Consider the following 18,436-nt stretch of genomic DNA (forward strand, 5'->3'; position numbering starts at 1 on the left):
CTGCCGGCCCTCAGGCCCGCAGGCGGGATCATCCTTCCGATGTAGGCGGATGCGCCGCCAGGGCGACGCGGCGCCGCACTCGCCGTCCGTAGCGTCGAGGTATGGAGATCACGACCACCGACCTCGGGCTCGCAGCCCGCGTCCAGCACCTCACCAAGACCTACGGCGCCGGCGAAGGCACCGTCCACGCGCTGGACGACGTCAGCGTCGGCATCCGCCGGGGGCAGTTCACCGCCATCATGGGTCCTTCCGGCTCGGGGAAGTCCACCCTCATGCACATCATGGCCGGCCTCGACACCCCGACGCAGGGGAGGAGCTGGATCGGCGACACCGAGATCACCGAGCTGGGAGACCTCGATCTGACGATCCTTCGTCGTCGCCGAGTCGGATTCATCTTCCAGGCGTTCAACCTCGTGCCCACGCTCACCGCCCTGGGGAACATCCTGCTGCCGTTCGAGCTGGACGGACGCCGAGCCAGTGCGATCGAGAAGGCGCGCATCGACGGACTGATCGAGACGCTCGGGCTCGGATCACGGCTGCAGCACCGACCTCATCAGCTGTCGGGCGGTCAGCAGCAGCGCGTCGCGATCGCCCGCGCTCTCGCCACCGCGCCCGACCTGGTCTTCGCGGATGAGCCGACCGGCAACCTCGACTCGAAGACCGGTCGCGAGGTGCTGCAGCTGCTCGCGACCGCGAGCCGCGAGCACGGGCAGTCGATCGCGATGGTCACGCACGACGCGATCGCCGCGAGCTACGCCGACCGAGTGCTGTTCCTCGGCGACGGACGGATCGTCGCCGACCACCCGCGTCAGAGCGCTGAGCAGATCTCGGCCTACATGCTCGCCGCCGAGGTCGCGGCATGAGCGCCGTCATCGATTCTCCGGCCCGCGCGGTCGTCGCGCAGACGTCCGCGACAGGTCCGCGCCTGGCCTGGCTGCGCGACCGGGGCATGGGAGCCAGCATCCTGGTCGCGACGCTCTCGGCCGCCTTCGGCGTGGTGCTGGTCGAGACCACGGCCTACCTCGGAGCGGTGCTGCAGGCAGACCCGTTCATCGGAGACAGTGAGACCCTCGCGTTCGTGGTCGGGCTGCTCTCGGTGCTTCTCACGGGGGTCGCGATGTACGTCGCGGCGATCGTCACCGCCAACACCTTCTCGACGATCATCGCCGGGCGCACCCGTCAGATAGCGCTGATGCGACTCATCGGTGCGACCGCGCGGTCGCAGAGGGCGGAGGTCGGCAAGCAGGGCTTCGTGGTCGGTGTCATCGGCGCGGCACTCGGGCTGCTCGCGGGGCTCGCGATCGCGGCAGTCGGTGTGCAGATCGGCTCCGGACTGATCGAGAACGTGCCTGAGGGGTTCTCGCTCGCGCAGCCGTTCGTCGCATTGCCCGTGATCGGCGTCGCCCTCACCACCTGGGCCGCGGCCTGGGCGGGATCCAGACGCGTACTCGCCGTCACACCGCTGCAGGCGATCGGCGGATCGGTCGAACGCAGCCACGAAGAGATGTCGCGCCCCGGGCGTCACATCGGTGCGTGGGTGCTGCTGGGCGCCGGCACCGTCCTGCTGGCCGCAGGGGTCGTGGTCGGACTCGCGCATCCCCTCGGGGTGGTCGTCGCCTTCTTCGGTGGGCTGCTGTCGTTCACGGGACTCGCGCTCGGATCGGTGCTGTTCATGCCGCCGGTGCTGCGACTGGTGGGGCGGATGTTCGGTTCGAGTGCCACCGCGCGGCTCGCCGCCGAGAATGCGCTGCGCTATCCGGAGCGTTCCTCGCGGATGGCGATCGGCGTCGTGATGGGGGTCACGCTCGTCACGATGTTCGCCGTCGCGCTCGAATCGGTCAAGCAGATGCTCATCGGTCAGGTCGAAGGCGAGACACCCGCCGAGTTCTTCACTCCTTTCGACGCCTTCGCGTCGGTGATGATGGTTCTCGTCGCCGTCTCGGCGGTGATCGCCGCGGTCGGCTTGGTCAACCTCCTGACGATCGGCGTCGTGCAGCGTCGCCGCGAGCTCGGCCTTCTCCGCTCGATCGGCCTCTCCAACGGGCAGGTGCGCCGCATGGTGCTACTCGAGGCCGCGCACATCACGGTGGCGGCGACGCTGACCGGGTTGATCCTAGGCATCGCGTACGGGTGGATCGCTGCGCAGTCCCTGCTCGGATCGGTGCCGACCCTGCCCGACTTCGAACCCGCCGGGCTCGTCGCGCCTCATGTGCCGTGGCTGCCCGTCGTCATCATCGTCGCGGCGACCGCCGTGCTGACCCTGGTCGCGGCTGCGACGCCGACCCGCCTCGCCACCCGGGTGGCGCCGGTCGACGCGCTCGCCGCCGACTGACGGCGTTCATGCCGGCCAGCGCGCCCCGTGACCCAAACGGTCATCGGGGCGTTCTGGCGCATCCGGTCGCTCTAGGCTGGACGGATGCCGTCTCCGTTCGACCAGTCCACTTATCAGGTGCGCCTCGAGTGGGGTGTCGAAGGGCTCGACCGTCTCGCCCCCTCCGACATCGTCGTGGTGGTCGACGTGCTCCGCTTCTCGTCGACGGTGGCGGATGCCGTCGCCTCCGGATCCACGGTCTCGCTCGACGACGCCCGAGTGTGGTCCCGCAACGGTGCCGCAGTCGCCGACCGTGCCGGTGAAGCCGTCGTGCTGATCGGAAGTCTCCGCAACGCTTCGGCAGTGGCGCGAGCGATCGCGGCATTGCAGGAGCGCAACCAGGCACGCACCTCGGTGAGCGTGATCGCGGCGGGCGAGGCCGACGCCGACGGCGCAGTGCGCTTCGCGGTCGAAGACCACCTGGGCGCCGGAGCGATCGTCGCGGCGCTCACGGATCTCGGCATCGATCACACCGCGCCCGATGCGGCCGTGGCGGCCGAGGGATTCCGTGCGTTGAAGCGAGCGCTGCGCCATCTGATCGGCGCCAGCGGATCAGCGCGCGAGCTCGCGGACGGGGTCGCCGCGACAGATCGGATCCTGGCATCCGGTGCTGCCCCGACGACCACGTCGAGCGCCGCCGAGCTCGACGCCCTCGATGTCGTGCCCGTGCTGCGCGACGGGGTCTTCGTCGCCTTCGACTGACCCTTCGTCCGGACCCGGGCGACGAACGCACCGAAAGCCCGCGAAGGAGCGACTGGCCGACGTTTCCCGGCGCGGTCCGCAACAGGCCGTGCACTCGGCACGGGTTTCGGATCTCGCGACGTAGGGTCGTGGCATGAGGTTCGTCCCCGCTTTCATCGTCGATGCCGTCCTGGTGCTCGTCTTCGCTGTGATCGGCCGTGCCTCGCATGGCGAGAGCCCCGGCGGATTCCTGATCACCGCCTGGCCGTTCATCGTCGCGCTGCTGCTGGGTCATGTCGTGGCCGCTCTGCTGCCGGCGAGGCCACGTCGTCCGTGGTCGCTGGGCTGGGGCGCCGTCGTCTGGCTGGTCACGGTCGTCGGCGGACTGCTGCTGCGCGTCGCGGCGGGGGACACCGCTCAGATCGCGTTCATCATCGTCACGACACTCGTGCTCGGAGTCTTCCTCGTCGGATGGCGGGCCGCAGCGGCGTTCCTGCGCCGACGCGCGGCGCGCACGACCGATGCGGGCCCGGGGTCGGAGCTATCTGACGAGCGGGCGGATGACGCGCTCCCCGCCGACGAGGTCGCCGATGACGTGCTCCCCGACGAGGTCGCTGATGAGGCGGTCGCCGAAGAGCGGTCGTCGGCAGACGCGGCGCCAGAGGCCGACCCGGGAACTGGCGCTCAACCACGCTGACTGCGGCGATCGGGAGCGCGCCCGCGGTGCGTGGTCATAGTCGCATCCATATCAGCCGACTGGGGTGCGTTCTCGACCCCAAAGCCCGTGACGCCTGAACGGCTCGTGTGCTGTCAGCGCGACATCTGGGCGGCGATCCTCGTATCGGCCGTGATCTCGCGCCGTGTCCAGTCGAAGAGATACCGGGCGTCGTACGAGCGAGAGCATCTCGCGCACGACGTCGCGCGCGACGGGCGCCGGTGACGGTAGGTCACGTGACCGGCGGGGCATCGACCGACCCACGGCGCGAGCTCGACCGCGGTCTCGCCATGATGGGTCGTTCCGCCGACGTAGCCCAGGTCGCGTGCCACACGCTTCCAGGTCGCGCCATGGGCCGCCTCATGCCCGGCGAGCGCATGCGCGACCTCGTGCAGCAGCACCTGATGGATCTCGTCGTCCTCGAACCGGGCTGCCAGATATCGCGACACGGTGATGCGCTTCTTCGTGTAGTCGCACTGCCCCGCGCGACGCTTGGCATGGTCGAAGCCGAACGACCAGCTGTCGTCGAGGTGCATCGTGATCAGTGCCTCGCCCCAGACGCGCACCCGGTCAAGTTCCGCCATGCGATCAGGCTAAGCCATGCCGCCGACATCGTCGCTCAGCACAGCGACGGACGGCTCAGCGCAGTGTCAGTCGGCGAAGCTCAGGCTCAGTCGGCGATGTGCAGTGTCAGCCGGCGACGAGCTGCGTCGTGCGGCGCCGTTCGGCGGCTTCGATCGCGAGCAGCACCGTCTCGAGCTCTCGATCCTCGGCCCCCGCTTCGCGGCGCAGGAACAACGACTGCTTGAAGCTCTCGCGGGCCGTCTCGTAGTCCCCGGCCTCGTACGCGTTCTTGCCGTGGTGGTGATGCGCGAACGCCGCGATCGAGACCCAGCGCTGCCCTTCCGCCTCGGCGGCGCACGTGGCGAGCTCCTGCGCGGCGGCGGCGTGCGCGCCGCGGTACTGCAGGATCGTGGCGTGCAGCACCCTGGCACGGAGGACGTCCTTGCGGGTCCCCGCCATGCGGGCCTGACGCACGGCTTCGTCAGCGAGGGGGAGTGCTTCATCCAGGCGATCGAGCACCTTCAGCAGCCAGACGCGCTCGAGCAGGGCCGGAAGGCTGCGCTGACCGTCGATCTCCTCCAGTCGTGCCGAGCACTCATCGAGATCGACGCGCTCGCGAAGGCTCTCATGGTCATAGCCTCTGATGAAACTCATTGCTCTCCTTCCGCAGCGTCCCCCCACAAGTGTGCCTCGCGACGGAGCGGTCGTCGGGGCGGCACGCCCCAGGTCCTCGCATCCGATCTCGAACGAGGTGCTCAGCGCAGGAACAGCGAGGCGTCCGGACGAGGGGAGTCCACGGCATCCGCGTCCGTCACCACGCGCGCACCCTGCACGAAGGCGGTCACCTCGGCGCCCTGGGCGATCTTCGCCGGATGCGGTCCGGCGGCCAGCATCCGCGGCAGCCATTCGCTCGGAAGAGGAGCGGCCGACGCCGCGATCACGAGGTTGCCGAACCTGCGTCCCTTCAGCACCTGCGTATCGGCGAGGACGCCGATCTCGGGCAGCACCTCAGCGATCGTCGCGACCTGACGCCGCGCGAAGGCGAGGCCGGGGCCGTCGGCGACGTTCACGAGCAGCACGCCCCCGGGCGCGAGAAGCTCCGCGAGTTCGCGATAGAACTCGATGCTGGTGAGGTGAGCGGGCGTCTGAGCGCCGGAGTACACGTCGGACACCACCAGATCGCAGCTGCCGACGATGGCCGGCGGAAGACGGCGGACGCCTTCGCGAGCGTCACCGATGCGCAGCCTGATCGACGCGCCTCTCGGCAGGGGGAGGTGCTCGCGCACGAGCGCGGCCAAAGGAGCCTCGAGCTCGATCACCTGCTGTCGCGAACCCGGCCGTGTGGCCTCGATGTAGCGGGGGATCGTCAGCGCTCCCGCTCCCAGGTGCACCGCGGTGAGAGGGCCGCCGACGAGCTGGTCGATCACGGCGCCCATGCGCACGATGTACTCGAAGTGCAGGTGCGTGGGGTCATCGAGGTCGACGTGTGACTGAGGGGTGTCGTCGACGATGAGTTCGAAGCCGGTGGTGAACTCCGACGGCACGATGCGGGCGATGCCTCCGTGGTCGAGACGGGCCTGCGGGTGTTCGGTGTCCTTCGCGCGCGTCCTGCCCATTCTCCGAGACTACGCTCTCACTCCGGAGCCTCGGTCGCCGCGCGGTCGGTTCCGACGATGAGAAGATTGAAGGCCCTGTCACTCCGGTGCACACCCAACGGCCCAGTCACGGCCGTGCGCTCGGACACCGCAGCGAACTCGTCATCGTGGGCGTGGATCCCTTGTCCTCCGGGGTCTCCGGCATGCCGCGAGCCTGCGCGGGAGGCGCGATGTTACGGCCGCATGACGTTTCCGGGAATAACTTGCAGGGAATTAGTTAGTGATGAATACTTTTTCCTACGTGGTAGGCACCCGATGCCGCCAGGACGTTCAAAGAGGAGATCCCTGATGCACAAGCGCATTCTTCCGGTCGTGGCGCTGGGCGCCGCGGCCACCCTGGGCCTGGCGGCCTGTGCCGGTGGCGGAGCAGACACCGGCGGAGCCGTCGACGGAGAGGGCCAGGAGCTCACCGTCTGGATCATGAAGGGCACGAACCCCGACGCGACCGCGTTCTACGACGAGGTCTCGAGCGCGTTCGAAGACGAGACCGGAGCCACGGTCAAGATCGAAGAGATCCAGTGGGCGGATGCTCACGACCGCTTCGTCACGTCGATCGCCGGCGGCACCACGCCCGACATCGCCGAGACGGGCACCACCTGGACGGCGGAGTTCGCGGACGCAGGTGCCCTCGAGCCGCTCGACGAGTACGTCGACGCGGAGAAGGGCCTGCGCGACGACCTCGTCGAAGGTCTCGCCGTCGCCGGCACCTACGACGAAGAGCTGTACGGCATGCCGTGGTACGCCGGTGTCCGGTCGATCGTCTACCGCACCGATGTGTTCGAGGAGCTCGGTCTCGAGGCTCCGAAGACGTGGGACGACATCGTCACCGCCGGTGAGGCGATCAAGGCCGCCAAGCCCGACATGCTGCCGTTCCCCGTCGCGGGCGACGCCGAGTTCCAGGTGTACCCCTGGGTCTGGGGCGCGGGCGGCGAGGTCGCGACCCTCGACGGGAAGACCTGGACGAGCGAGCTCGACAGCAAGGAGTCGCAGGCCGGAATCGAGTTCTACACCGGACTCGCGACCGAGCACGGCTTCTCGTCTGCAGGTGCCACCACCTGGAAGGAGACCGACCTCCGTGACTCGTTCACGCAGGGCAACGTCGCCATGATGCTCTCGGGCTCGTGGACCCCCAAGGCTCTGATCGAGGCGAACCCCGAACTCGACGGCAAGATCGGCGCCGCAGTGATCCCCGGAGAGGACGGCGGAATCGCTCCGTCCGTGCTCGGAGGCTCGCACCTGTCGGTCTTCAACACGACGAAGAACGCCGACCTCGCGTGGGAGTTCGTGAAGCTGATGACCACCGGCGAGTTCGCCGAGCAGTGGGCTGACGAGACCGGCTACTTCCCCGGCGTCCAGTCGGCGATGGAAGAGGCCCTCGCCTCGACCGACCCGCTCGTCGCTCCGTTCGCTCAGCAGATGGTCGAGGGCGGCGCCTCCGTGCCCGTCACCCCGAACTTCGGAGCCGTCCAGGCCAAGAAGACCACCAACTCGATGATCCAGGCGATCCTCGGCGGGCAGAAGGACGTCGCGACCGCGACGAAGGATGCCGCAGCTGAGATGACCGAGCTGCTCAACAAGTAAGGCTGTATCCCTTCATGTCGATGGTGCAAGCGCCACTGCCGGCCACGAAGGCGGAGTCCACCTCCGCCTCCGTGGCCGGCGGCCAGCCCCGGCGGCGAGGACTCTCGCTGCTCACGGCCCGCCCCTGGCTTCTTCTCGCTCCCGGGCTGGTCATCCTCGCGGTGCTCATGCTCTGGCCGCTCATCCAGGTCTTCATCTTCTCGCTGCAGGACTACGGTCTCCGCGAGATCAACACCGGCGAGAACAACTGGATCGGCGTCGACAACTACGTCGAGGCGCTCACCAACCCGACACTGTGGACCGTCGTCCTGCCGAACACCGTCGGCTTCGCCGCCGTGGCCGTGTTCGTCACGGTGGCGGTCGGCACGCTGGTCGCTCTCCTGCTCGCGAAGCTGGGCACGGTCTGGCGCACCATCGTCTCGAGCTGCATCATGGTCGCGTGGGCCATGCCCGCCGTCACCGGCACCTACGTCTGGACGTTCATCTTCGACGCCGACCGCGGCATCTTCAACACCACGCTGCAGAACCTCGGTCTGATGGACGAGCCGGTCAACTGGTTCACCAACCAGTGGTCGTTCTACGCGATCGTGCTGCTGAACGTCGTGCACCACGGATTCCCGTTCGTGGCGATCACGGTGCTCGCCGGTCTTCTCGGCGTCTCGAAGGAGATGCTCGAGGCGGCGGCACTCGACGGAGCGAACGCCTGGATGCGCTTCTGGAAGATCATCTTCCCGACGCTCAAGCCCGTCTTCTCGGTCGTCATCATCCTGTCGACGATCTGGGACTTCAAGGTCTTCGCGCAGGTCTATCTGATGCCGGGCGGAGGAGGCGGCAACCGATCGGTGCTCAACCTCGGCGTCTGGTCGTACGTCGAGTCCTTCGGTCAGAACCGCTACGGGTTCGGTGCCGCCCTCGCCGTGCTGCTCACCCTCGTCCTGATCGGAATCACGATCGTGTACATCCGCTCCCTCATGAAGGAGGACGAGCTGTGAACCCCCGCCCGTCCGCCATGTCGCGCCTCGGCACCGGCATCGCGATCGCCGCCGTCCTGATCTTCACGCTGTTCCCCGTGTACTGGATGGTCTCCAGCGCGTTCGACGGCAAGGCCTCCAGCGGCGGCCAGTCGCTGCTGCCTCAGGAGTTCACGTTCGACAACTTCGCCTTCGTCCTCACGGACGGCGGCTTCGGCACCTACCTGCGCAACTCGGCGATCGTCGCGCTGGTCACGGTGCTCGTCAGTGCGCTGGTGTGCCTGCTCGCGGCCGTCGCCGTCGCGCGCTTCCGCTTCAAGTTCCGCACGACCGTCCTCATGATGATCCTCGTCGTGCAGATGGTGCCGCTCGAGGCTCTCGTCATCCCCCTCTTCCTGCAGGTCAAGAGCCTGGGGCTGCTCAACAGCATCCTCGGTCTGATGGTCGTCTACGTCGCGCTCTCGCTCGCCTTCGGGATCTGGATGCTGCGCGGCTTCGTCGCCGCAGTGCCGGTCGAGCTCGAAGAGGCCGCGTACATCGACGGCGCCAGCTGGTGGCGGATGTTCCGCTCGATCCTGCTGCCGCTCGTGATGCCCGGCCTCGTGGCGACGAGCATCTTCAGCTTCATCACCGCATGGAACGAGTTCATCTTCGCGATGACGATCCTCGGCAGCGAGACCGACCAGTACACGGTCTCGATCGGTCTGAAGTCGTTCTTCGGTCTGCACTCCAACGACTGGGGCAGCATCATGGCCGCGTCGACGATCATCACGATCCCCGTCATGGTCTTCTTCGTGATCGTGCAGCGTCGCCTCTCGGCAGGCATGGTCGCCGGAGCGGTGAAGGGATGACAGACGAGCTCGTCCGCCTCGCCAACGGGGTGCTGTGGCCAGGGTTCCTCGGCACCGAGGCGCCGGACTGGCTTGTCGCCGAGCTGCGCGACGGCCTGGCGGGTGCGGTGTACTTCAGCCAGAACGTCGGCGAGGGGCTGTCTGCGCTGAGCGACGAGATCCTCCGCGCGAACCCCGACGCCCTGATCGGCATCGACGAGGAGGGCGGCAACGTCACGCGTCTCGAGTCCACGGCCGGTTCCACGCTCCCGGGGGCGGCGCAGCTCGGAATCGTCGACGACATCGAGGCGACGAGGGGTTCCGGAGCCGAGCTGGCTCGACGAGTCGCCTCGGTCGGCGCCAACGTGGTGCTCGGGCCCGTCGCCGATGTGAACACGGATCCGCGAAATCCTGTGATCGGCGTCCGGTCCTTCGGCAGCGATGCAGAGCTCGTCGCCCGACACGTGCAGGCGGCGGTCGACGGCCTCCAGAGCAACGCGGTCGCCGCGTGCGTCAAGCACTTCCCCGGCCACGGTGACACGCATCTCGATTCGCACCACGCGCTTCCCGAGATCTCGCTCGGCATCGAGGAGTTCGAACGCGTGCACCTCGAGCCGTTCCGCGCGGCGATCGCCGCGGGAGTCGATGCCATCATGACCGCGCACATCGTCGTTCCGGAGTGGGGGGCAGAGCCGGCGACGCTGAATCCGCGCGTGCTCGGAATGCTGCGCGACTGGGGCTTCGACGGTGTCATCATCTCGGACGCCCTCGACATGGCGGCCATCCGCGAGACCGTCGGCATCGGCCGGGGCGCCGCACGGGCTCTGGCCGCCGGGACCGATCTGCTGTGCATCGGCAACCCGACGAACCGCGGCGAAGCCACGCTCCCGGACCAGGACCGGCAGGACTTCCTCGCCGCGCGCGACGGCATCATCGCGGCGGTGGGCGACGGCTCGCTGTCACGCGAACGCCTCGCCGCTGCGGCCCAGCGCGTCGCCCGCCTGGCCGAGACCCTGCGCACCCGTGCCGCGACCGAGACTTCCGTCGAGTACGACGGATCGGAGATCGTGCGACGTGCGATCACCGGAGCGACCGCGGATGCCGAGGTGCTCGCGGTGGTCGATGCCCGCCGTCGTTCGACCCTCGCTGTCGACAGTGCCTCTGCGTACGTCGCCGCGACACTCGCCGCCGACGGTCACCGTGAACGTGTCGACGTCGCGCGCACGTCGATCGAAGAGCAGGACGCCGCTCTCGAGCGAGCCGTTCTGGCCGAGGGGCTGACGGTGATCCTGCTGGATCGACCTGATGCCGACGAGGCGCAGCGCTCATTGGTCGAGCGCGCCGCGGTGCGCGATCCGGAGGCGGTCGTCGTCAACGTCGGGCTCACGGGCCGGCGACCTCTGCCGCTTCCCGTCGTGGAGGTCGGATCTGCGAGCAGAATCGGTGCGCAGGCCGCCAGAGACCGACTGACCGGCGGGTCCTCGCGCCGCGCCGATCAGTCGCCCGCCAGCGCAGATCCGCCCGACTGAGGCAGGATGACACCGTGGACGACGATGTTCTCGCGCTGGTGCGCCGATCCGTTCCTCGACTGAGTGCTGCAGAAGCACGGGTCGCGGAGACGATCCTCGGCGACCCCACGCTCGTCGTCGATCTCGCCATCAACGATCTCGCCCAGCTCTGCCACACGTCTCTGTCGACCGTGGCCCGATTCGCTCAGTCGCTCGGCTTCAGCGGGTATCGGGAACTGCGCGTGGCGGTGGCTCGCACGGTCACGCTCGCGCAGGCGCAGCGAGCGCGTTTCGGTCTCGACACCACCGCGATCGACCCGGACGACGAGCCGTCGGCGATCGCCGCGAAGCTCGCCGCCCAGGAGATCGACGCGATCGAGAAGACGGCGCTCGGGCTCGATGCGGACGCACTCGATCGGGTCGCGAGGGCCGTCGTGGCCGCCCGCCACGTCGATCTGTTCGGTCAGGCGGCCTCGTCGCTGACTGCGCAGGACCTGCAGCAGAAGCTCGCGCGCATCGGCTGCTCCGTCGCGCACTCCGCTGATCCGCATCTGGCTCTGACGACGGCGTCGTTGCGGACCTCGGACGACGTCGTCATCGCGTTCTCGCACGGAGGCGAGACCCAGGAGGTCGTCCGCGCCGTCGAGATCGCCCGAGACGCTGGCGCGCTGTCAGTGGCCATCACGAGCGCCCCCGACTCGACGCTCGCGCTCGCTGCCGACATCGCGCTGATCACGTATGCACAGGAGTCGCCGTTCCGGATGGCTGCGATGTCGAGCCGCATCGCGCAGCTGGCCCTGGTCGACATCCTGTTCGTGCGCGTCGTCCAGCACCGGGGCGAACCCGTGGTCATCCCCTTGCAGCTCACGCACGATGCTGCAGCGTCTCGTCGCCGCCGTTAGCAGGAACCGGGCTGGCGCTCGCGCCGGCGGATGGCGTCCTCGTCATAGGCGGGATCCGACGGGGGATCAGTCGATGTGATCGCGGGTGCTGACCAGCGCTCGTGTGGCGATCCTGTGCGCGCGGGCGAGGCTGCCCGTGAGGGAGAGCCCGGTCAGCACGCCGGCGAGGAAGCCGGCGGCGAATGCGTCTCCTGCGCCGATCGATTCCACGACCGGGACGTCGAGCGACCTGCTGTCGGTGCGCTCGGCACCGTCGAACGCGACGGCGCCGTCCGGGCTCGTGGCGAGCAGATAGCGCGGCTCGGGGAACAGCTCGCGCAGTCGGTCGGGCTCGGCGGTGCCGAACACCGACTCTGCGTCGGGTCGAGTGCAGAATGCGATGTCGGCGCGACGCACGTACTCCGAGATCACTGCGCGTCCCTCGTCCTCGCGTCCGCGCCAGAGCGCAGGGCGCCAGTTCACGTCGAAGCTGAGCAGTCGACCGTCGCGGGGCGCGTCGAACAGCGCATCCTGCGCTGCACGAGCGGACTCGGAGAGGGCAGGCGTGATCCCCGAGGTGTGCACGAGCGCCGCCTGGGCGAGAAGAGCGGATGCTGCGGGGGAGTCGAGTGTCGCGGGCGACAGCGCCGCGGCCGCCGAACCCGATCGGTAGTAGTGCATCGTCCCGTCGATCGAGCCGTCCGGGCGCGGCGACAGCTCCTTGACGTAGAGACCGGTGGGCGCCTCCGCGTCGACGTCGACGGCTGAATCGTCGACGTCGTGCCTGCGCAGCTCGGCCGTGAGGAATCGTCCGAAGCCGTCGTCGCCCACACGGGACACGACAGCGGTGCGGATGCCCGCCGAGGTCAGTGCGATCGCGGTGTTCCATTCCGCCCCGGCGAGCGAGCGATGGAAGGTGCGTACGTCCTCGAGGGGAGCGGCAGTGGCGGGGACGAAGGAGACCAGGCCCTCGCCGACGCAGACGGCGAGGGGAGATGTGTCGGGCACGTTCTGGAGGCTACCTGATCGACCACGGCGCCGGACATCCGTAACAGGAATGCAACCTGGAGGTGTTTGCATCGGTATGCGCACTGGGTAGCGTCGAGGCATCACCGTTCCGGAGTCGACGATGTCTTCGGGACGCGCAAGTTGCGCTCGACAGGAAGGTCACACAATGCACCACTCAGTCATGCGTCGGCGAGGACTCCTCGCCGTCACCGGAGCCGCACTCGCGGCGCTGGTCCTCTCGGGATGCGTCGCCAGCGAGCGCGGCGACGACGGCGGAGAGGCTGCCGGCGATGTCGACGGCACCTTCGTGTTCGCCGCATCCTCGGACCCGGCCAGCCTCGACCCGGCATTCGCCCAGGACGGCGAGAGCTTCCGCGTCTCGCGCCAGATGTTCGAGGGGCTCGTGGGCACCGAACCGGGCACGGCCGACCCGGCACCGCTCCTCGCCGAGTCGTGGGAGTCATCCGAAGACGGCATGAGCCACACCTTCACCCTGAAGGAAGATGTCACCTTCCACGACGGCACACCGTTCAACGCCGAGGCCGTGTGCGCGAACTTCGACCGCTGGTACAACTGGACCGGCCTCGCGGCATCAGAGGCATTCGGCTACTACTACAACAAGCTCTTCAAGGGCTACGCCGACAGCCCGGCGGACGCCGTCTACAAGTCCTGCACCCCTGACGGCGACTACTCCGTCACGATCGACCTGAACAAGCCGTTCGCCGGCTTCGTCGCGTCGCTGTCGTTGCCGTCCTTCTCGATGCAGAGCCCGTCGGCGCTGCAGGAGTTCGGCGCCGACGACGTCAGCGGTTCCGCCGAGGCTCCCGTGCTCTCCGAGTACGCGATGGGTCACCCGGTCGGCACCGGCCCGTACCAGTTCGACGAATGGGCGCCGGGCGAGCAGGTCACGCTCAAGGCCTACGGCGACTACTGGGGCGAGGCTGGACAGATCGACGAGATCATCTTCCGCACGATCGATGACCCGACCGCTCGTCGCCAGGCGCTCGAGTCGGGATCGATCGACGGCTACGACCTCGTCGGTCCCGCCGACACCAAGGCGCTCGAGGATGACGGCTTCACCATGGTGTCCCGTCCTCCGTTCACGATCCTCTACCTCGCCTTCAACCAGGCCGTGCCCGAGCTGCAGGACCCCAAGGTCCGCGAGGCGCTCTCGTACGCGGTCGACAAGGATGCGCTGATCAGCCAGGTCCTGCCCGAGGGTACCGAGAAGGCGATCGAGTTCGTGCCCGACACGGTCAACGGCTACAACCCCGACGTCACGACCTACGACTTCGACCCCGAGAAGGCCAAGTCGCTGCTCGCAGAGGCAGGCTACGACGAGGCCAACCCGCTGAAGCTGACCTTCAACTACCCGGTCAACGTCTCGCGTCCGTACATGCCGGACCCCGAGCAGATCTTCACGGTGCTCTCGTCGCAGCTCGCCGAGGTCGGCGTCGAGACCACCCCGGTCTCGGAAGAATGGGTCGAGTACCTCGACCGCACCACCGGAACGTCCGACCACGGCATCCACCTGCTCGGCTGGACCGGCGACTACAACGACACCGACAACTTCGTCGGCGTCTTCTTCGGCCAGCAGAGCTCTGAGTGGGGCTTCGACAACCCTGAGCTGTTCCAGAAGTTGAACGAGGCTCGCGGTGTCTCCAACCTCGAGGACCAGACGGCCCTCTACGAGGAGATCAACGAGATGGTCGCGCAGTTCATCCCCGGTGTCCCGATCGCGCACCCGGCACCGACACTGGCGTTCGACCCTCGCGTCGAGAGCTATCCCGCCAGCCCGGTGAACGACGAGGTCTTCACGGACATCGTCCTCACCGAGTAGGTCTGACCGACTGAGTTGCCCACCCGGGTCTCCGCGCTCGCCGCGGAGACCCGGGCCCGGCGTACCTTCTGATCAACGGAGACCTTTTGCTGCGCACCATCGGCAGGCGACTGCTTTTCCTCATTCCCACCCTGATCGGCCTCAGCATCCTGCTGTTCGCCTGGGTCAGAGCCCTGCCAGGCGGCCCGGCCGTCGCTCTTCTCGGCGAGAAGGCGACTCCGGAGGCCGTCGCCAGGGTCAACGAGCTCTACGGCTTCAACAAGCCGATCCTGGAGCAGTACTTCATCTGGGTCGGACGCCTCCTCCAGGGCGACTTCGGAACGTCCATCCAGACGAACCGGCCCGTGACGGAGGAGTTCTTCCGCCGATTCCCCGCGACGATCGAGCTCAGCGTCCTGGCGCTCATCTTCGCGGTCGGCGTCGGCATCCCGCTCGGCTACTGGGCGGCTCGTCGCCACGGCAAGTTCACCGACCATGCGTCTGTGGTGCTGAGCCTCGTGGGCATCACCATCCCGGTGTTCTTCCTCGCCTTCATCCTCAAGTACGTGTTCGCCGTGCAGCTCGGGTGGCTGCCGTCGGACGGGCGCCAGAACCCCCGAATAGATGCCACGCATCCGACGGGTTTCTACGTCTGGGACGGCATCATCACCGGCGAGTTCGACGCCTCCTGGGACGCGCTCATGCATCTCGTCCTCCCGGCGCTCGCACTCGGCACCATCCCGCTCGCGATCATCGTCCGCATCACCAGGGCGAGTGTCCTGGAGGTCCAGAACGCCGACTATGTGCGCACCGGTCGGGCGAAGGGCGTCGGCTCGTCGACGCTGCGCAGTCGCTTCATCCTGCGCAACGCGATGCTCCCGGTGATCACGACGATCGGTCTGCAGACCGGACTCCTGATCTCGGGGGCGGTGCTCACCGAGACCGTGTTCGCGTTCCCCGGCATCGGATCCTTCCTCGCGAGGGCGATCTTCACACGCGACTTCCCGGTGCTCCAGGGGTTCATCATCTTCATCGCGATCGCCTACGCGCTGATCAACCTGGCGGTCGACGTGTCGTACAGCTTCATCGATCCGAGAGTGCGGGTGCAGTGATGACCCGTCTCGTTCTCCGAAAGGGGGTGGCGTCATGACCATCTCGCTCCCACCCGCACAAGGCCCGTCGGCGGCGAGCGGCTCGGTCGTCGACACCGTCGCCGTCAATCAGGCCGGCCTCAAGGAGGGGCCGGGCGGATTCTGGCGCGACGTGTTCCGCCGCCTCCGGCGCAATCCGACCGCGTGGATCGGCGCCGGCATCGTCCTGGTGTTCATCCTGGTGTCGCTGCTCGCACCGATTCTCGCGCCGTACCCCGAGACCGCGCTTCCCGGGGCGAAGTACATCACCCCGACGCACATCCCCGGCCCGGGGGAGCTGCCGGAGTTCCCGCTCGGCCTCGACCGCTTCGGCGGCGATGTGCTCTCCAAGCTCATCTGGGGTGCGCAGGCGTCGCTGCTGATCGGTGTCATCTCGACAGCACTGGGCCTGATCGGCGGAATGATCCTCGGGCTTCTCGCCGGCACGTTCGGCGGATGGGTCGACACGCTCATCATGCGCATCGTCGACATCATCCTGTCGGTGCCGAACCTGCTGCTGGCCGTCTCGATCGCCGCGATCCTCGGCCAGACGCAGTTCGCGGTGATGATCGCGATCGGTGCGTCGCAGGTGCCGATCTTCGCGCGCCTGCTGCGCGCGTCGATGCTGCAGCAGCGATCGAGCGACTACGTGCTGTCGGCCCAGACACTGGGTCTCGGCCGCGGTCAGATCACGATGTCGCACGTGCTGCCCAATGCGATCGGCCCGGTCATCGTGCAGGGGACGCTCACACTCGCCACCGCCGTCATCGATGCGGCGGCGCTGTCGTTCCTCGGTCTCGGCGGCGGTCGACCCGAGACGGCCGAGTGGGGGCGCATGCTCACCTACGCGCAGGCCGAGCTCGCCATCGCGCCGTGGCTGGCATTCCTGCCCGGTATCTGCATCGCGGTCACCGCACTCGGCTTCACCCTGTTCGGTGAGGCTCTGCGCGAGGCCATGGACCCGAGGACGAGAGCACGATGAACGCTGCGAAAGAGAACCGCGTGCCTGACGCGCCCCTGCTGTCGGTCGAGGGTCTGGCCGTCGACTTCGCCACCATGGACGGCGTCGTGCACGCGGTCGAAGGCGTCGACCTCGAGATCGCCCCTGGCGAGACCGTCGCGATCGTGGGGGAGTCCGGGTCGGGCAAGTCGACGACCGCGATGGCCATCATCGGGCTGCTCGCCGGCGGCGGTCGCGTCGCCGCGGGAAGCATCCGCCTCGACGGCCGTGACATCACGCGCGCCTCCGAGAACGAGCTGCGCACGATCAGGGGGCGAGACATCGGCCTCGTGCCGCAAGACCCGATGTCCAATCTGAACCCGGTCGCCAAGATCGGCACCCAGGTCGCCGAGACCCTCCTCGCGCACGGTCTCGCCACCAGGCAGAACGTGAAGGAGAAGGTCGTCGAGGCGCTCACCGCCGCGGGCCTGCCCGACCCCGAGCGTCGTGCGAAGCAGTATCCGCACGAGTTCTCGGGCGGCATGCGCCAGCGCGCGCTGATCGCGATCGGTCTGGCGTGCAAGCCGCGTCTGCTGATCGCAGACGAGCCGACCAGTGCGCTCGACGTCACCGTGCAGCACACCATCCTCGACCAGATCGGTCAGATGACGCGCGAGCTCGGCACAGCCGTGCTGCTCATCACGCACGACCTCGGTCTCGCGGCCGAACGCGCTGAACGCGTCGTCGTGATGCACCGTGGCAGGGTCGTCGAGCAGGGACCGGCGAAGCAGATCCTCGAGTCGCCGCAGCATCCGTACACCCAGTCGCTGGTTGCGGCCGCACCGTCTGTCGCGGCGGCACGCTTGCGGCCGGAGGCCTTCCGCGTCGAGGAGCGCCCCGTCGAGGCGACGGATGCTCCTGCGACGGCGGATGCGGTGACACCCAGCGGTGCCGCGGACAACATCGTCGAGTTCGAGCACCTCACCAAGGTGTATCCGGTCCGAGGTCAGAAAGAGGACTTCGTCGCTGTGAACGATGTCTCCCTCGCGATCCCGCGCGGCGAGACGGTCGCGATCGTGGGGGAGTCCGGTTCGGGCAAGACCACCACGGCGCGGATGCTGCTGAAGATCATCGAGCCGACGAGCGGCCTGATCCGCTACGGGGGCAAGGACATCGCCACCCTCGACCGAGCGGAGACCAAGGACTTCCGCCAGCGGGTGCAGCCGATCTTCCAGGATCCGTACTCGAGCCTCAACCCGATGTTCACGATCGAGCGTCTGATCTCCGAGCCGCTCGATTTCTACAAGCGGGGAAGCAGCGCCGACAGGCGCAAGCGCGTCCGTCAGCTGATCGACGACGTGGCGCTGCCTCAGTCGATGCTCCGGCGGTATCCGTCGGAGCTGTCCGGTGGTCAGCGGCAGCGTGTCGCGATCGCCAGGGCGCTCGCCCTCTCGCCCGATCTGATCGTGTGCGACGAGCCGGTGTCGGCGCTGGACGTGCTCGTGCAGGATCAGATCCTCACTCTGCTCGGCGACCTGCAGACCGAATACGGGCTCAGCTATCTGTTCATCTCGCACGACCTCGCCGTCGTGCGGCTGATCAGCGACTACGTGTGCGTCATGAAGGACGGCTCGCTCGTGGAGGCCGCTTCGTCGGAGGAGATCTTCACGAACCCTCGTGATCCGTACACGCGACGCCTGCTGTCGTCGATCCCGGGGAACGAACTCAACATCGCCTCCTGACTCGATCCGGGACGGACCCTCCGGGCCTTCTTCGGGTGCC

17 protein-coding genes are annotated in these 18,436 nt (G+C 68.1%); 13 read left to right on the forward strand and 4 right to left on the reverse strand.

Annotation, left to right across the window (positions count from 1 at the left end):
• Positions 1–101: 101 nt before the first annotated feature.
• The 4 genes from ACZ0AA_RS17805 to ACZ0AA_RS17820 all read left to right on the forward strand — a co-directional run bounded on the left by ACZ0AA_RS17805 (position 102) and on the right by ACZ0AA_RS17820 (position 3,749).
• Positions 102–863, forward strand: a complete 762-nt coding sequence (locus ACZ0AA_RS17805) for an ABC transporter ATP-binding protein (protein ID WP_463513746.1) — start codon at positions 102–104, stop codon at positions 861–863.
• Positions 860–2,332, forward strand: a complete 1,473-nt coding sequence (locus ACZ0AA_RS17810) for an ABC transporter permease (protein WP_463513747.1) — start codon at positions 860–862, stop codon at positions 2,330–2,332. Before ACZ0AA_RS17805 ends, ACZ0AA_RS17810 begins: the two co-directional genes overlap by 4 nt.
• A gap of 84 nt (positions 2,333–2,416) precedes the next feature.
• Entirely contained in the window at positions 2,417–3,073 is a 657-nt protein-coding gene (locus tag ACZ0AA_RS17815; RefSeq protein WP_463513748.1) for a 2-phosphosulfolactate phosphatase, read from the forward strand.
• A 133-nt stretch (positions 3,074–3,206) separates the two neighbouring features.
• Positions 3,207–3,749 carry a DUF3054 domain-containing protein gene (locus tag ACZ0AA_RS17820; RefSeq protein WP_463513749.1) on the forward strand — a complete coding sequence of 181 codons (543 nt, stop codon included), beginning with the start codon at positions 3,207–3,209 and terminating at the stop codon, positions 3,747–3,749.
• 113 nt (positions 3,750–3,862) lie between these two features.
• Here ACZ0AA_RS17820 and ACZ0AA_RS17825 read toward each other — a convergent pair whose 3' ends face one another.
• The 3 genes from ACZ0AA_RS17825 to ACZ0AA_RS17835 form a co-directional block, all read right to left on the reverse strand.
• On the reverse strand, positions 3,863–4,351 hold the full coding sequence (locus ACZ0AA_RS17825) for a SprT-like domain-containing protein (protein ID WP_463513750.1): 489 nt from the start codon (positions 4,349–4,351) through the stop codon (positions 3,863–3,865).
• Positions 4,352–4,457: 106 nt separating this feature from the next.
• Positions 4,458–4,985, reverse strand: coding sequence for a hypothetical protein (locus tag ACZ0AA_RS17830; protein ID WP_400861969.1), 528 nt, complete (start codon positions 4,983–4,985; stop codon positions 4,458–4,460).
• Between the two features lie 101 nt (positions 4,986–5,086).
• A complete protein-coding gene (locus ACZ0AA_RS17835; protein ID WP_463513751.1) occupies positions 5,087–5,947 on the reverse strand; it encodes a spermidine synthase in 861 nt (286 codons plus the stop codon).
• Between the two features lie 327 nt (positions 5,948–6,274).
• Between ACZ0AA_RS17835 and ACZ0AA_RS17840 the strand changes: the two genes are divergently transcribed.
• From ACZ0AA_RS17840 to ACZ0AA_RS17860, 5 genes are read left to right on the forward strand one after another with little or no spacing between them, the layout of a single operon-like run.
• Positions 6,275–7,567, forward strand: a complete 1,293-nt coding sequence (locus tag ACZ0AA_RS17840; protein WP_400861965.1) for a sugar ABC transporter substrate-binding protein — start codon at positions 6,275–6,277, stop codon at positions 7,565–7,567.
• A gap of 14 nt (positions 7,568–7,581) precedes the next feature.
• On the forward strand, positions 7,582–8,559 hold the full coding sequence (locus ACZ0AA_RS17845; protein WP_042539064.1) for a carbohydrate ABC transporter permease: 978 nt from the start codon (positions 7,582–7,584) through the stop codon (positions 8,557–8,559).
• Positions 8,556–9,389 carry a carbohydrate ABC transporter permease gene (locus ACZ0AA_RS17850; RefSeq protein ID WP_400861964.1) on the forward strand — a complete coding sequence of 278 codons (834 nt, stop codon included), beginning with the start codon at positions 8,556–8,558 and terminating at the stop codon, positions 9,387–9,389. Before ACZ0AA_RS17845 ends, ACZ0AA_RS17850 begins: the two co-directional genes overlap by 4 nt.
• A complete protein-coding gene (locus tag ACZ0AA_RS17855) occupies positions 9,386–10,897 on the forward strand; it encodes a glycoside hydrolase family 3 protein (protein WP_463513752.1) in 1,512 nt (503 codons plus the stop codon). The genes ACZ0AA_RS17850 and ACZ0AA_RS17855 overlap by 4 nt, the downstream gene beginning before the upstream one ends.
• Before the next feature lie 14 nt (positions 10,898–10,911).
• Positions 10,912–11,778: a MurR/RpiR family transcriptional regulator gene (locus ACZ0AA_RS17860; protein WP_400861962.1), complete on the forward strand. Its 867-nt coding sequence runs from the start codon at positions 10,912–10,914 to the stop codon at positions 11,776–11,778.
• A 66-nt stretch (positions 11,779–11,844) separates the two neighbouring features.
• Here the strand turns inward: ACZ0AA_RS17860 and ACZ0AA_RS17865 are convergent, their stop codons facing one another.
• Positions 11,845–12,765: a sugar kinase gene (locus ACZ0AA_RS17865; protein WP_463513753.1), complete on the reverse strand. Its 921-nt coding sequence runs from the start codon at positions 12,763–12,765 to the stop codon at positions 11,845–11,847.
• A 166-nt stretch (positions 12,766–12,931) separates the two neighbouring features.
• Between ACZ0AA_RS17865 and ACZ0AA_RS17870 the strand changes: the two genes are divergently transcribed.
• The 4 genes from ACZ0AA_RS17870 (at position 12,932) to ACZ0AA_RS17885 (ending at position 18,396) form a co-directional block, all read left to right on the forward strand.
• A complete protein-coding gene (locus ACZ0AA_RS17870) occupies positions 12,932–14,605 on the forward strand; it encodes an ABC transporter substrate-binding protein (protein WP_463513754.1) in 1,674 nt (557 codons plus the stop codon).
• 86 nt (positions 14,606–14,691) lie between these two features.
• Positions 14,692–15,696: an ABC transporter permease gene (locus ACZ0AA_RS17875; RefSeq protein WP_079112336.1), complete on the forward strand. Its 1,005-nt coding sequence runs from the start codon at positions 14,692–14,694 to the stop codon at positions 15,694–15,696.
• 34 nt (positions 15,697–15,730) lie between these two features.
• On the forward strand, positions 15,731–16,696 hold the full coding sequence (locus tag ACZ0AA_RS17880) for an ABC transporter permease (RefSeq protein WP_463513755.1): 966 nt from the start codon (positions 15,731–15,733) through the stop codon (positions 16,694–16,696).
• Positions 16,693–18,396: an ABC transporter ATP-binding protein gene (locus ACZ0AA_RS17885; protein ID WP_463513756.1), complete on the forward strand. Its 1,704-nt coding sequence runs from the start codon at positions 16,693–16,695 to the stop codon at positions 18,394–18,396. Before ACZ0AA_RS17880 ends, ACZ0AA_RS17885 begins: the two co-directional genes overlap by 4 nt.
• Positions 18,397–18,436: the final 40 nt, after the last annotated feature.

Source organism: Microbacterium sp. AC035 (assembly GCF_979258485.1).